The organism is Pseudoxanthomonas sp. 22568 (assembly GCF_052044485.1).
GTDB lineage: Bacteria > Pseudomonadota > Gammaproteobacteria > Xanthomonadales > Xanthomonadaceae > Pseudoxanthomonas_A > Pseudoxanthomonas_A beigongshangi.
Genome location: NZ_JBQENC010000017.1, coordinates 1 through 12,563 on the forward strand (window position 1 = coordinate 1; position 12,563 = coordinate 12,563).

Below are 12,563 nucleotides of genomic sequence, written 5' to 3' on the forward strand. Positions count from 1 at the left end.
AACAGTCCGCCGGCATCGAGCAGGTCAACCAGACCATCACCCAGATGGACGAGACCACCCAGCAGAACGCGGCGGTGGTGGAAGAGGTGGCGGCCACGGCCGGCGATCTGCGGCAGCAGGCGCAAGGGCTGGAACAGGCGGTGTCGGTGTTCCGCCTGGCCGGCTCCGCCGGTGAAGAGGTACGCCGTTGGGTTACCGAGGCCGGCCGGCGCGTACTCGCGCCCTGATTGGCTGCGACGCTTCCCGCGTTTGCCGCATCCCGGGAAAGGTGGGTCGGACGGAAGGTCCGGCCCGCCTCTTTCTTCGCCCCTGCTTCAACCCTCCGCGCGCACGCGGCATCGAAACAGGACGTCGCCCGCCGGATGCGGAGCGCAAAAAGGACCGGAAGCGCATGAAAACCCTGCCGTTGCTGTTCGCCGCCCTGATGACCCTGTGGCAGATATCGACCGGTTCACTGCAGTTGCCGGCCACCGGCGGCGGTGGCGACAGGCAGGCCAGTGCCACGGCTCCGGCGCAGGCGCCGGCCGGGCTCGACGACTACCTGCGGACGAAAATGCAGAACCGGCGCATCCCCGGCATGCAGGTGGCGGTGATCCGCGACGGTCGCATCGTTTTTTCCCGCAGCTACGGCAAGGCCAACCTGCAGGACGACGTGGCGGTGACGCCGGACACGGTGTTCTCGATCAACTCGGCCACCAAGACCTTCACCGGCGTGGCGATCCTGCAACTGGCGCAGGCCGGCAAGCTGTCGCTGGACGATCCGGTGTCGCGCCACCTGGCGGATCTGCCGCGCGAGTGGCAGGCGATCACGGTGCGGCAACTGCTCAACCACACGTCCGGCCTGCCCGACATCCTGGTGCCGCCGCGCGCGCAGGGTACCGGCTCGCTGGTGGGCGAAGGCGGCGAGGAATCGGCCTGGGACACGGTGCGTACACTGCCGATGGCGTTCCCCACCGGCAGCGCCTATCGCTACAACCAGACCAACTATGTCCTGCTGGGCCGGATCATCGATTCGCTGGGCGGTGTTCCGTTCACCCGCTTCATCGCCGAACGCCAGTTCGCGCCGGCCGGCATGCGCCACGCCGGCTTCGGCGACTCGCGCGACGTCACGCCGCGTCGCGCGCAGCCCTACCGTTATCCGGGCGGCGCCACCTCGCCGGCCGCCGGCGCGTTGCAGCATGCGTTCGACGAGTTCCCGGCCATGCTGCGCACCGGTGCCGGCATCAACGCCAGCGCCGAGGACGTCGCGCATTGGCTGATCGCCCTGCAGGACGGCCGCCTGCTCGACCGCGAACATCTGCGTGACCTGTGGGCGCCGGGCCGGTTCAACGATGGCCGGCTCACGTCGTGGGCATCGGGCTGGCCGTTGATCGACCGCGAGGACCATCCGGCGGTGGCGGGCATCGGTGGCCGCCGGTCGGCGTTCTTCGTCTATCCGCGGGATGGGCTGTCGGTGGTGGTGCTGACCAATCTGGCCGGCGCCAACCCGGAGGAATTCATCGACGAGATCGCCGGGTTCTACCTGCCGGATTTCAGCGTGGCCAACGGCGGCGGCCTGCCGCGCAACGTCAAGGCGCTGCGGCGTGGCCTGATCGCGCGCGGCTGGGATCAAGGTGTCTCCATCGTCGCCGGGCTCAAGCGGCAGGATCCGGACTACGAACTGCGCGAGGACGATCTCAACACCTGGGGCTACCGGCTGGTGACCGACGGCCAGCGCAGGGAAGGGATCGAGGTGCTGAAGCTCAACACCGTGCTGTATCCGAAAAGCGGAAACACCTTCGATTCGCTGGCCGAGGCCTATGCGATCAGCGGCGATCGCGAGGCGGCGATCCGCAACTACCGCCTTTCGCTGGAACGCGATCCGGCCAACCGCAACGCGGTGGAGCAACTGCGCGCGCTGGGCGCGCCGTCGCCGGCCGGGACGCGTGCCACGCACTGAATCCGCTTGCCCGGCGGTGCGGACTGATATCCAATCGGTCCCTTGACCACGGGGAGCGATGCAGATGCGCGAAAGTGCTGCCGGCCGGATGGGCCGGCGTGGTTTCCTGGTGGCCGCTTCGGCCTGCGCGGCGATGGCGGCGCTGCGATCGCCGCCGCTGCGCGCGGCGGACGCGGCCCGTTACGATCATCCGTGGATTCCCTCCGATGCCTTCCTCGCCGACCTGCCCGAATGGATGCGCGCGTTCGGCGTGCCCGGCGTGGGCATCGCGGTGGTCGAGGAGGGCGAGTTGGCCTGGCACCGCGCGTTCGGCGTGTCCGATGTGGGCAGCGGCGCGGCGGTGGACGCGGACAGCGTGTTCGAATGCGCCTCGCTGAGCAAACCGGTATTCGCCTACGTGGCCCTGCAATTGGTCGATGCGGGCGTGCTGCAACTCGACCGGACCCTGGCGCATTACCACCGCCCCGACTACCTGGCCAAGGACGATCCGCGCCTGGATCGGATCACCGTGCGCGACGTCCTGCGCCACAGCAGCGGCCTGCCGAACTGGCGCGAACATCCGGATCGCGAACCCTTGCGCACGCTGGCCGAACCCGGCAAGGGCGTGAACTATTCGGGCGAGGCATTCTTCTGGCTGCAGCGGGTCGCCGAGACGGTGACCGGCGAAAGCCTGGACCGGCTGGCGCGGAGGCACCTATTCGAACCGGCCGGCATGCGCGACAGCACCTATACCTGGAACGCGCATGCGGCGCGGCACTCGGTGACGGGCCAGCCAGCGCCTGGCGCGACACCGGTCGTGCAGACCTTCCGTAGCCAATGGTCGCTGCTGCAACCCATCGCCGAAGCGCAGGGCAAGCCGTTGCCCGAGTGGGTCTGGGAGGATGCGGTGCGCGCGCTGCCGCGGGCGCAGGCCGTCGCGCCCACGGGCATGTTCGTCTGGCCCGGCGATCTGCTCGCCAATGCCGCCGCCAGCCTGCGCGGGCCGGTGCAGGACTATGCGCGTTTCATTGCCCATGTGATGCGTCCGGATGCGGGCCCGCCGCGCGCAATCACTGAAACCACGCGGCAGGCGATGCTGGCGCCGCAGATGCCGTTGCGCGCCGGCTGGCTGGACAAGGGTCTGGGCTGGAACCTGGAGCGCATCGACGGCGATGCGCGCTGGTTCTTCCACGGCGGCGCCAACGCGGGTCGCTACAAGACCTTCACCGTCGGAGATCCGCATCGACGGCGCGGACTGGTGGTGATGACGAATGGTGGCGGCGGCACGGGCGTCTACCAGCGCATCGTGCGCGCGGCCACCGGCCGGGACATGCTCGCCTTCGATCTGTGATCGCCGGAGCGATGCGCCGGAACCGCGCCGGATCATCGCTTTGACGCGGTTCCGTCATCCAGGTCGCGTACTCTGCCGCCCGCTCAGGGGGCAGTCTCACGATGAAATCACGCGGTTACCGGATCTTTCCCGTTCTGTTGGCGCTCGGCGCCTGCCAACCCGCGCCGCCCGTGGCCGCGCCCGATGCGAAGGCGCCGGCGATCGTATCCGTGGCCACGCAGCCGCCGGTGTCGCCGGACGGCGTCATCGACAACAGCGAACTGCAGCGCCTGGCCAGCCAAGCGCTACAGGCGAACCGCCTGTACGCGCCGGCCGGCGACAACGCGGTGGAGTTCTACCTGGCGGCGCGCGTGCGGCGTCCCGATGACGCCGCCATCCGTGCCGCGCTGACCGAAATCCAGCCGTATCTGCTGATCGCCACCGAACAGGCGCTGGAGCGCCGCGACGGCGCCGAGGCCGCGCGCCTGTTCGAACTGTTGCGCCGGCTGGATCCGCAGGCGCCGGCCCTGCCGCGTCTGCAGGCCGGCTTGGCGGCGCTGCCGGCGGCGCCCGAACCCGCGCAGGCCACCGCGGACACGCAAGCGCGCCTCCCGCCGCAGGACATCTCGCCGCAGGGCGGCCGATCGCAGGGCCCTGCGCCGACCTCCGCGCCCGTCGCGTCCGCGCCGGCGCAGGTACCTCGCCCGACCGCATCGGAAACCCCCAACGCCGCGATGGCTTCGCCGCCGCCTGCACCAGCGCTTCCCCCGCCGGAGCCCGCGCGCGCGGCGGTGGCGAGCCCGGTAGCCGCGCCCGCGCGCACGGCCGCAAGCTCCTCCTCGCCGCGCCTGCTGCAGGACGCGCAGCCGCGTTATCCGTTGCCGGCACTGCGCAATCGCGTGGAGGGCGAGGTGGAACTGGCGTTCGTGATCCGTCCCGACGGCAGCGTCGGCGACGTGCGCCTGACCGCAGCACGGCCGCAGGGCGTGTTCGACGCGGCCGCCGTCGCGGTGGCCTCGCGCTGGCGTTTCGAGGCGACCGGACGCGCGCAGTCGTGGCAGCGCACCGTGCGGTTCCGCCTGCCGCCCCAATAGCCGGCTGGCACCCGTCGTTCGCTGCGGCGACAATGACGGCATGAACGACACCACCACCGAACTGCTGGAAACCGTCGAACAGGAAACCGGCGCCGCGCCGGCCTGGTCCGTGCTGTGGCTGCATGGCCTGGGCGCCGATGGCCATGATTTCGCGCCGCTCGTGCCGGAACTGGTACGTCCGGGTTGGCCCGCGCTGCGCTTCGTGTTCCCGCACGCGCCGGTGCGCGCGGTGACCATCAACAACGGCGTGCGCATGCGCGCCTGGTACGACATCGTCGGCATGGACTTCGCCACCCGTGCCGAGGCCGATGGCATCGAAGCCTCGATCGTCCAGGTCGAGGCCCTGATCGCGCGCGAACTGGCCCGTGGCATCGCCCCGGAACGCCTGCTGCTGGCCGGCTTCTCGCAAGGTGGCGCGATCGCCCTGTCGGCCGCGCTGCGCCGCGGCCAACCGCTGGCCGGCGTGATCGCCCTGTCCACCTACCTGCCCGGCATCGACCAGGCCCACCGCCATCTCGACGCGGCCGCGACGCGCCAACCGGTATTCATGGCGCACGGCATCGGCGACCCGGTAATCCCGCTCATCCATGCCGAACGCAGCGCGCAGGCCCTGCAGGCCATGGGATTCGCCGTGGACTGGCACCGCTATCCGATGGCCCACCAGGTCTGCGCCGAGGAAATCCGCGATCTCGGTGACTGGATGTCGCGCGTTTTCGCGTTGTAGGGAGAAATCCGCGAGAAATCGCGATTCTTCGCCATGGATGACGTCCGCAACGACGGGGGCTACCATCGGCGAGGACGTCCCTGGCGTTCGAACGTGAGGAAGCCCGTGCCGTGAAGGTGGTCATTGCCGACGACGAACCGCTGGCCCGCGAGCGCCTGCGCGCACTGCTGGCCGAACAGCCCGGCGTGGAAGTGGTGGCCGAGGCCGAGAACGGCGTGGGCGCCTTGCAGGCCTGCGCCGAGCACAAGCCGGACGTGGTGCTGCTGGACATCGCCATGCCCGGTGTCGACGGACTGGAAACCGCGCGCCATCTGGCCGCCTTCGATCCGCGCCCGGCGGTGGTGTTCTGCACCGCCTACGACGCGCATGCGCTATCCGCCTTCGAGGCCGCGGCAATCGATTACCTGATGAAGCCGATCCGGGCCGAACGCCTGGCGGCGGCGCTGGAGCGCGCGCGCATGTTCATCGCCGGCCGCGCCAACGGCGGCGGCGCGCAGGATCCCGGTCCGGCGCGCCAGGTCCGTACCCATCTGTGCGCGCGGATGCGCGGCAGCCTGCGGCTGATTCCGATCGAGGAAGTGCATTACCTCCAGGCCGAGGAGAAGTACGTGGTGGTCCACCACGCCCGCGGCGAGGATCTGATCGAGGAATCGCTGAAGTCGCTGGAAGAGGAATTCAACGGCCGCTTCGTGCGCATCCACCGCAACTGCCTGGTGGCGCGGCACGAACTGGTCGAACTCAAGCGTGCCGGCGACGGCCATGTCCAGGCCATCCTGCGCCACGGCAAGGCCCCGCTGGAAGTCAGCCGCCGCTGCGTGGCCGGCCTGCGCGAGACGGTCAAGCATCTCTGACGCCGCCTTCGGGGCGCCGGTTGCCCGATGGACCGTGCCCACCGGCGCGGTGTGCGGGATAATGCGCCGATGAAACTCCGCATCGCCACCCGCAAGAGCCCGCTCGCCCTCTGGCAGAGCGAACACGTCGCCGAACGCCTGCGCGCCGCCCACCCGGACCTGGAAGTGGAACTGGTGCCGATGAGCACCCGTGGCGACGAGGTGCTGGATCGCTCGCTGGCGGCGATCGGCGGCAAGGGCCTGTTCCTCAAGGAACTGGAACTGGCGATGCTGCGCGGCGAAGCCGATTGCGCGGTGCATTCGCTCAAGGACGTGCCGATGGAACTGGAGCCGCCGTTCGCGCTGGCCGCGATCCTGGCGCGCGCCGATGCCGCTGACGCCTTCGTTTCCAACCGCTATGCGGATCTGGACGCGTTGCCGCAGGGCGCGATCGTGGGCACGTCCTCGCTGCGCCGGCAGGCGCAGCTGCGCGCGCGCCGGCCGGATCTGCAACTGCGGGACCTGCGCGGCAACGTCAACACCCGCCTGGCGAAACTGGATGCGGGCGAGTACGACGCGATCGTGCTGGCCTGCGCTGGCCTGCAACGGCTGGGCTTCGACGCGCGCATCCGCGCGCGCCTGCTGCCGCCGGCGTGGTTGCCGGCACCGGCACAGGGCGCGGTCGCGGTGGAATGCCGCGACGACGACGCGGCGACGATGGCACTGTTCGCCGCGCTGGACGATGCCGATACCCGTTGTTGCGTGGAAGCCGAGCGGGCGATGAACCGCGCGTTGCATGGCAGTTGCCATGTGCCGGTGGCGGCCTTCGCGACCCTTTCGGCCGACGGCGCCGAACTGCACCTGCATGGCCTGGTGGGATCGGCGGCGGATGGCCGCGCGGTGCGTGCCGACGGCACCGGCGCGTCGCGGTTTCCGGAAGAACTGGGCAAGGCGATTGCCGCGCGGTTGCTGGCGGATGGCGCCGGCGATCTGCTGGATGCTGCGCTGGCCTGAAAAGCAAATCCCCCCCGGTCCCCCTTTTGCAAGCGCTCCTCAACAGCCGAATGGCTGGTCAAGGGGGAGGTAAAAGCCGTTAGCCCCCTTGGAAAAAGGGGGCGGGCGCCCGCGCCAGCGGGTGACGGGGGATTTGCCTGCTGGAGTGGGGAAGGCAAGTTCACCCGCTCGCCTTTTTTGCTTCTCAGCAGCCGGATGGCGGGGCGAGAAGAGATACAAAGGCGGCTACCGATCGTACCGATAGACCTGGCATGGAAAAAGCAGGCCCCGTCGACACCGCGATTGGCGAAGCAGGGTATCCGGACAGCGGAGCAAGCTCCGCTCTACTTGAACTTGTAGACCACGTTCATGGTGGTCAGGGTGTCGGTGCGCTTGAGGTTCTCGGCGGCGTCGCTGTTGTGGCGTGCCTGCCAGCCGGCCTTCAGTGCCAGGTGCGAGTTCATCGTCACCGACAGGCCGAGATCGTTCTGGGCGAAGGTGTTGTACTCGCCGGATTCCACCAGCAGCTTGTTGACCAGTTCGGTGTTCTCGCTCAGCGAAACCCGCAGGTCCACCAGGCCGCGGCCGATCATGCTGGATTCGTTGCGCTCTTCCAGGGTGTCGTAGGCGCGGCGGAACCCCGGGCCGACCTGCAGATCCAGTTGCGCGCGCTCGTTGTCGACCACGCGGTTGCCGTAGCTGACGCTGACCGAGGTCTGCCGGCTGAAGGTGCCGAAATCATCTTCCTCATGGCGCAGCGAAGTATTGACCGTGCCGCGCGAATCGGTGCGATAGGCGCCGTTGCCGGTGAGCGTGTAGCGGTTGGCGGTGGTGCGGCGATCGCGCTTGATCGTCCCGTCGGGCTGGGTCGACTTGTATTCGGAACTGGCGCGCAGGCCGGACAGGCTGCCGCTGTACTTCCAGGCGCCGCCATCGGCGTAGTTCAGATCCAGGCGCGCATTGAGGCTTTCGGTGGTGCTGTTGCCGTGGGCCGAGGCGAATCCGAGTTCGCCGCCGCCGCTCCATGGGGAACTGGGTTGCAGCGGCTCGGCCGGCGCTTCGGCCATCGGGCGCGGCGGCGGCACCGGCAGTGGCGGTCCCTTGTGGCTGACCGCGAGGGATTCCTTCTGGGTCACCGCGCCGCCGGCCTTGGCTTTCGCGCCGGTGGCCTGGGTGCTCGTCTTCAGGTTGTTGACCTGCGGGTTGCTTTCCTGCGCATGCGCAAGCGGCGCGCCGGCCAGGCACAGCAGGGAAAGGGACAGGGCAAGCAGGTTGGGACGGGGCATGAAAGGCCTCGGCGGGCGGGGGACGCGATTCCGGCGTCGTCGCCATGTGAACGTTGAAAACGGTTACAGGATAACAATCCGAACATCCAGCCTCAAGGCAAGTGATTGTTTGGATTCAGATTCGTGACCGATTCTGCCATGCTTTCATTCACATTTGTGGCGTCTGGACGCCCCCGGATCAGGTGCGTTTCACGTTTTCGCACACCGATGTGACGGAGAAGGTTCAGCGCATGCATCGGAATGCGTATTCATCCAGTTCCCAGCCCAGCCGCTCGCGCCCCTGGTCGCTGAGGTCGGTCATCAGGCTGTCCACGTTGTGGCGGATGCGCCGGCAGGGATCGGTGTCGTAGCCGGGGCCGGCGAACAACTCGCCAATGAACTTCACCACCTGCTCCGGGCTGACCGAACGGCGCATCACGAATCGCCCCGGCTGCTCCCCGCCGGGCAACCGGGTCCGACGTTGACGCAGCGGATTGCTGCCGAAATCCGGCACCGGATCGCCCGTCCGCGCCCACGCGGCACCCTGCGCCAGGAAATCGGCCGCGGAGGCGGGACCGGCAGGTGGTTGGACGGAGACGGGAACCTTATTTGTGGTTGGACGGGGAGCGGTCGGGGAAGCCGCGTCGGCGGGTACGGCAGGTGCCCTTGTCGGCGCACTGTTGGCAGGAATGAATGGGATGGCCGGCGCTTCGCGTGGCCAGAAGCGGAGCCGCAGAACGGAACCATCGCCCGCCATCGAGGCCAGGGATGCCGGCTGCCGCAAAAGCAGGTCGATCATTAGCGCATGCAGTGCAATGACGACGATGATGGCAATGCCATGGTGCCTGATGCGTTCGGACAACCTTGTCGCTCTCCCTTCCCGGCCTTGGAGTGTGGCCGCGCGCGGGTTAAACGGGAGTTAGACGTGGGGGTGTTTCGTTCGATGTGACTTTCGGAACTTTCCGGTCCCCGCACCGCCGCGACAACATGCCGGCGACACGACCTTGTCCCGAAAGCGCAGGTATCCGCCATGCCCAGGAAAATCCTCATCGGTCTGTTGCTGGTGGCGCTGGCCTGCGCCATCGCCGGTTCCGGCTACGCGTTCGGCAAGTATCTGGCGCAGCGCGATCACGCGGCCGGGGGATCGGCCGCGACCGTCTAGGGCGACTCGATGGTGATGGTGGGATCGTTGAAGCGCGAATAGGCCAGGGTCATGGTGTAGGGACCGCCGTTGGCGGTCTCGCCGCTGTGCTGGAGCTGCAGCGGACGCCCCTCGCGATCGATCCAGTACAGGAACTCGCCGGGCTCGGGTTGGGTATGCCGCACGCGATAACGGCGCGCGCGCTGGCCGGCGAGATCCTCCTCGCCCAGGAACTCGGCCGACAGGCCGCTGCGGTTCTCGCGGATCTTCATCGGATCGCGCCATTGGCTGACGGTGCCTTCGGGAATCGGCACCTTGGTCTGCTGGCCGTGCATTTCCATGTACATGGTGTCGCCGATGATCACCTGGGTACCGACCGGCATGATCATGCGGTAGCGGTCTGGTGCGACGAAGTCCATTTCGTTCTGCATCGGCTGGCTGCCCTCCACGGTCATCACCGCGTGGAAGCTGCGCGCCGCCAGGAATTTCTCCATCGACGCGGTGACCTCGCCCAGCGCATCCACGGCCGGCGCCGCGGGCGCCGGGGCGCGCGCGGCGTCGGGTCCGGGGGCGGGCGTTCCGGTCGCGGCCGGTTCCGGTTGCCGTGAGCACGCCGCGGCCAGGGCCAGGGCAGCCGTCGCCAGCAGCAAGGGAAGGAATCGGGATGGTCGGGGAGGCGACACGCGGCTGGGGAACATGGTGGAACTCCGGGTGTGGGAACGGCGGCCGCTTGGGTCCGTGCGTTGGGGGAGTCCGGGCGGCGCGTTCACGCCCCGGGACCCTATCGATGCCAACGCGAACCGGGCGTCGAAAACGGCCACGGCTCGGCCATAATCATGGCATGGACAAGATCGAACGCATCACCGCCCTGCATCGCATCCTGAAGGCCTCGCGCTACCCGGTCACGGTCAAGCGCCTGCAGGAGGAACTCGGTTGTTCGCGCGCCACCGTCTATCGCGATCTGGCCTACCTGCGCGACGCGTTGATGGCGCCCATCGAGGGCGACGGCGAGGCCGGTTTCCGGTACGACGCGGCCGAAGGCGAGCGGTTCGAACTGCCCGGCCTGTGGCTGAGCTCGGAAGAACTGTATGCCCTGCTGGCGGCCCAGCAGCTGCTGGTGCGCACCGGTGGCGGCGTGCTGTCCGGCGCGCTGGCGCCGTTGCAGAAGCGCATCGAGGGGTTGCTCGCCGATCACGCGGGCGTGTCCCAGTGGCCGGTGGATCGGGTGCGGGTGATTCCGCATCGCGGACGCCGGCTGGACGAGGCCAGCTTCCGCACCGTCGCCTCGGCCGTGCTGGAGCGCAAGCAGCTCGCGTTCGAGTATCGCGCCCGCTCCACCGACGAGCGCACCCGCCGCACCGTGTCACCGCAGCGCATCACCCACTACCGCGACAACTGGTACCTGGATGCCTGGGACCACGAGCGCAGGGCGCTGCGCAGCTTCGCGGTGGATCGCATCGGCGGCGCGCGCCTGCTGGAAGAGGCGGCGCAGGATCTGGCCAACGACGACCTCAACCAGCACCTGGCGTCCAGCTACGGCATCTTTTCCGGTGAACCGAAGGGATGGGCGACGATCCTGTTCAGCCCCAAGGCCGCGCGTTGGGTCGCCGACGAGCAGTGGCATTCAAAGCAGCAGGGGCGCCACCTTCCCGACGGCCGCTACGAGTTGAAGGTGCCCTACAGCGTTTCCCGCGAATTGCTGATGGACATCCTGCATTACGGCGCGGACGCGGAAATCATCGAACCGTCGGTGCTGCGCGAGCAGGCCAAGTCCCTGCTGGAACTGGCGCTGTCCAATTACGGGAAGCGTTGAGCGGTAGTGTTTCGGTCAGCGGAGCAAGCTCCGCTCTACGGGTACTCGCTGTGGGTATCACTTGTCGGGAAAGATGTCTCGAACTCCCGTAGCCCCCTTGACCAGCCATTCGGCTGTTGAAAGCGAAAAAGGGGGCGGGCGCCGAAGGCGACGGGGGATTGACCAGCCATTCGGCTGTTGAGGAGCGCTTGCTCTTGGCGCCAAAAGCAAATCCCCCTCGGTCCCCCTTTTACGCTTTCAACAGCCGAATGGCTGGTCAAGGGGGAGGCAAAGCGCAGCTTGATTCCCGATTCCCGATTCCCGATTCCCGACTCCCGACTCCCGACTCAGGGATTCTTCGGTTCCGCAAACCCCGGTTTGCCCACCTGCGAAGGCAGCTGCGGCTCGCGGACCAACTGGCGTGCGTTGACGCCGTGGTCGCGCATCTTGCGGATGAGCTGCTGGTAGAGCGCGTCGTCCATGTCGGGGGAGCGCGAGAAGATCCAGCCGAGGTCGCGCTCGGGATAGCTGATCAGCGCCCAGGAGTAGTCGGGCGCGACTTCCAGGATGCGGAACTTGGCGGGTACCACGCCGACGAACCATAGGGTCCAGTCGCGGTTGCCGCTGCCACCTTTCACCGACGCGCGCGCTTCGCGAACTTGTTCAGGTTCATCGAAGCCTTCGCGGTGGAGATAGCGCACGCCGATGCGGTCGCCTTCGCGGGCGGTGTACTCGTACCGGCCGGTCACGTGGCCGCGTTCGGCGAAATAGGGAATGTGCGCGGTCACGTACCAGGTGCCCATGAACCGCGGCAGGTCGATATCCGTCGCCTGCACCGGTGCCTCCAGGCCCATCGATCGGGTCTCGCTCTGGCTGGCACAGGCGGTCACCGCGGCAATCAGGGCGCACGTCAGGACGGCGCGAAGACGGCACAGCGATGGGGACATGCGGGACTCCTGGGTGATGGATCGTCACAACCCGCCGCCGGAACGGTGGGCAGGGCGAATATCGCATATCGGCATGAAGGCGAGAATCTCTGAACGGATACATCGCGTCGCAATCCGTGAGAAGGCGGCGCGGCAGGCTGGAGCCCTGTCCATCGGAGCCCTGCCATGCGCGACTTTGCCCACTCGATTTCCGCCGACGCCCGTCCCTCCCGCGCGCCGGACCCGCAGCTCGAAAGGTTGTTGCGCCGCGTGGTTGCGATCGGCCTGGCGCTGGTGCTGCTGTTCCCGCTGGCCCGCGGGCAGATTCCCTGGCTGGGATGGGCGCCGCTGTGGCTGGTCGGCATGCCGCTGGCGGCCTGGTGGGCGCTGCACCGCTTCCGCCTGCCGCAATGGCCGGTGCGCCGCGACGCGGCCGGACGCCGGCGGAACCGTCCGCAGGCCCGGCGCCGGGCGCGGATGCCGCGTACCGCCGGGTTGCGGGCGGCCTGAGCCGTCCGTGGGCCTGACGCGCACTGACGTTCGACAGGGG

Annotated in this window: 13 protein-coding genes and 1 pseudogene; 10 read left to right on the forward strand and 4 right to left on the reverse strand. The window is 68.5% G+C overall.

Annotation, left to right across the window (positions count from 1 at the left end):
- From ACTJI2_RS17590 to hemC, 7 genes and pseudogenes are all read left to right on the forward strand, one after another.
- Positions 1 to 227 (forward strand): annotated as a pseudogene (locus ACTJI2_RS17590) (methyl-accepting chemotaxis protein); the annotation flags it as partial.
- Between the two features lie 164 nt (positions 228 to 391).
- Entirely contained in the window at positions 392 to 1,939 is a 1,548-nt protein-coding gene (locus ACTJI2_RS17595; protein WP_440842886.1) for a serine hydrolase, read from the forward strand.
- 64 nt (positions 1,940 to 2,003) lie between these two features.
- Positions 2,004 to 3,269 carry a serine hydrolase domain-containing protein gene (locus ACTJI2_RS17600; protein WP_440842887.1) on the forward strand — a complete coding sequence of 422 codons (1,266 nt, stop codon included), beginning with the start codon at positions 2,004 to 2,006 and terminating at the stop codon, positions 3,267 to 3,269.
- A 101-nt stretch (positions 3,270 to 3,370) separates the two neighbouring features.
- Entirely contained in the window at positions 3,371 to 4,342 is a 972-nt protein-coding gene (locus ACTJI2_RS17605) for an energy transducer TonB (protein WP_440842888.1), read from the forward strand.
- Between the two features lie 40 nt (positions 4,343 to 4,382).
- Positions 4,383 to 5,066, forward strand: a complete 684-nt coding sequence (locus ACTJI2_RS17610) for an alpha/beta hydrolase (protein WP_203323349.1) — start codon at positions 4,383 to 4,385, stop codon at positions 5,064 to 5,066.
- A gap of 110 nt (positions 5,067 to 5,176) precedes the next feature.
- On the forward strand, positions 5,177 to 5,917 hold the full coding sequence (locus ACTJI2_RS17615) for a LytR/AlgR family response regulator transcription factor (RefSeq protein WP_183639410.1): 741 nt from the start codon (positions 5,177 to 5,179) through the stop codon (positions 5,915 to 5,917).
- A gap of 69 nt (positions 5,918 to 5,986) precedes the next feature.
- Complete coding sequence (hemC, locus tag ACTJI2_RS17620) at positions 5,987 to 6,910, forward strand: hydroxymethylbilane synthase (protein WP_440842889.1); 924 nt, start codon at positions 5,987 to 5,989, stop codon at positions 6,908 to 6,910.
- A gap of 323 nt (positions 6,911 to 7,233) precedes the next feature.
- On the opposite strand, the gene ACTJI2_RS17625 is transcribed toward hemC, so the two are convergent.
- Both ACTJI2_RS17625 and ACTJI2_RS17630 read right to left on the reverse strand, forming a co-directional pair.
- On the reverse strand, positions 7,234 to 7,956 hold the full coding sequence (locus ACTJI2_RS17625; RefSeq protein WP_183641243.1) for a DUF481 domain-containing protein: 723 nt from the start codon (positions 7,954 to 7,956) through the stop codon (positions 7,234 to 7,236).
- 442 nt (positions 7,957 to 8,398) lie between these two features.
- A complete protein-coding gene (locus ACTJI2_RS17630) occupies positions 8,399 to 9,016 on the reverse strand; it encodes a hypothetical protein (RefSeq protein ID WP_183639408.1) in 618 nt (205 codons plus the stop codon).
- A gap of 168 nt (positions 9,017 to 9,184) precedes the next feature.
- Here ACTJI2_RS17630 and ACTJI2_RS17635 point away from each other — a divergent pair, with 168 nt between their 5' ends.
- Positions 9,185 to 9,316: a hypothetical protein gene (locus tag ACTJI2_RS17635; RefSeq protein ID WP_255443159.1), complete on the forward strand. Its 132-nt coding sequence runs from the start codon at positions 9,185 to 9,187 to the stop codon at positions 9,314 to 9,316.
- On the opposite strand, the gene ACTJI2_RS17640 is transcribed toward ACTJI2_RS17635, so the two are convergent.
- Positions 9,313 to 9,993, reverse strand: a complete 681-nt coding sequence (locus ACTJI2_RS17640) for a hypothetical protein (RefSeq protein WP_203323352.1) — start codon at positions 9,991 to 9,993, stop codon at positions 9,313 to 9,315. The genes ACTJI2_RS17635 and ACTJI2_RS17640 overlap by 4 nt on opposite strands.
- Positions 9,994 to 10,136: 143 nt before the next feature.
- Here ACTJI2_RS17640 and ACTJI2_RS17645 point away from each other — a divergent pair, with 143 nt between their 5' ends.
- Positions 10,137 to 11,108 (forward strand): helix-turn-helix transcriptional regulator, encoded by a 972-nt coding sequence (locus ACTJI2_RS17645; protein ID WP_183639406.1) that lies wholly within the window; start codon positions 10,137 to 10,139, stop codon positions 11,106 to 11,108.
- 326 nt (positions 11,109 to 11,434) lie between these two features.
- On the opposite strand, the gene ACTJI2_RS17650 is transcribed toward ACTJI2_RS17645, so the two are convergent.
- Positions 11,435 to 12,034 carry a lipocalin family protein gene (locus tag ACTJI2_RS17650; protein ID WP_225562324.1) on the reverse strand — a complete coding sequence of 200 codons (600 nt, stop codon included), beginning with the start codon at positions 12,032 to 12,034 and terminating at the stop codon, positions 11,435 to 11,437.
- Positions 12,035 to 12,199: 165 nt separating this feature from the next.
- On the opposite strand from ACTJI2_RS17650, the gene ACTJI2_RS17655 reads away from it, so the two are divergent.
- On the forward strand, positions 12,200 to 12,523 hold the full coding sequence (locus ACTJI2_RS17655) for a hypothetical protein (protein ID WP_183639405.1): 324 nt from the start codon (positions 12,200 to 12,202) through the stop codon (positions 12,521 to 12,523).
- Positions 12,524 to 12,563: the final 40 nt, after the last annotated feature.

Excerpts from the sequence above, each read along its gene's own strand:
- ACTJI2_RS17600 (WP_440842887.1), top strand. The coding sequence starts at position 2,004 with ATGCGCGAAAGTGCTGCCGGCCGGATGGGCCGGCGTGGTTTCCTGGTG.
- ACTJI2_RS17595 (WP_440842886.1), top strand. The coding sequence starts at position 392 with ATGAAAACCCTGCCGTTGCTGTTCGCCGCCCTGATGACCCTGTGGCAG.
- ACTJI2_RS17625 (WP_183641243.1), bottom strand. The coding sequence starts at position 7,956 with ATGGCCGAAGCGCCGGCCGAGCCGCTGCAACCCAGTTCCCCATGGAGC.
- ACTJI2_RS17655 (WP_183639405.1), top strand. The coding sequence starts at position 12,200 with ATGCGCGACTTTGCCCACTCGATTTCCGCCGACGCCCGTCCCTCCCGC.
- ACTJI2_RS17635 (WP_255443159.1), top strand. The coding sequence starts at position 9,185 with ATGCCCAGGAAAATCCTCATCGGTCTGTTGCTGGTGGCGCTGGCCTGC.
- hemC (WP_440842889.1), top strand. The coding sequence starts at position 5,987 with ATGAAACTCCGCATCGCCACCCGCAAGAGCCCGCTCGCCCTCTGGCAG.
- ACTJI2_RS17645 (WP_183639406.1), top strand. The coding sequence starts at position 10,137 with ATGGACAAGATCGAACGCATCACCGCCCTGCATCGCATCCTGAAGGCC.
- ACTJI2_RS17650 (WP_225562324.1), bottom strand. The coding sequence starts at position 12,034 with ATGTCCCCATCGCTGTGCCGTCTTCGCGCCGTCCTGACGTGCGCCCTG.
- ACTJI2_RS17610 (WP_203323349.1), top strand. The coding sequence starts at position 4,383 with ATGAACGACACCACCACCGAACTGCTGGAAACCGTCGAACAGGAAACC.
- ACTJI2_RS17640 (WP_203323352.1), bottom strand. The coding sequence starts at position 9,993 with ATGTTCCCCAGCCGCGTGTCGCCTCCCCGACCATCCCGATTCCTTCCC.
- ACTJI2_RS17605 (WP_440842888.1), top strand. The coding sequence starts at position 3,371 with ATGAAATCACGCGGTTACCGGATCTTTCCCGTTCTGTTGGCGCTCGGC.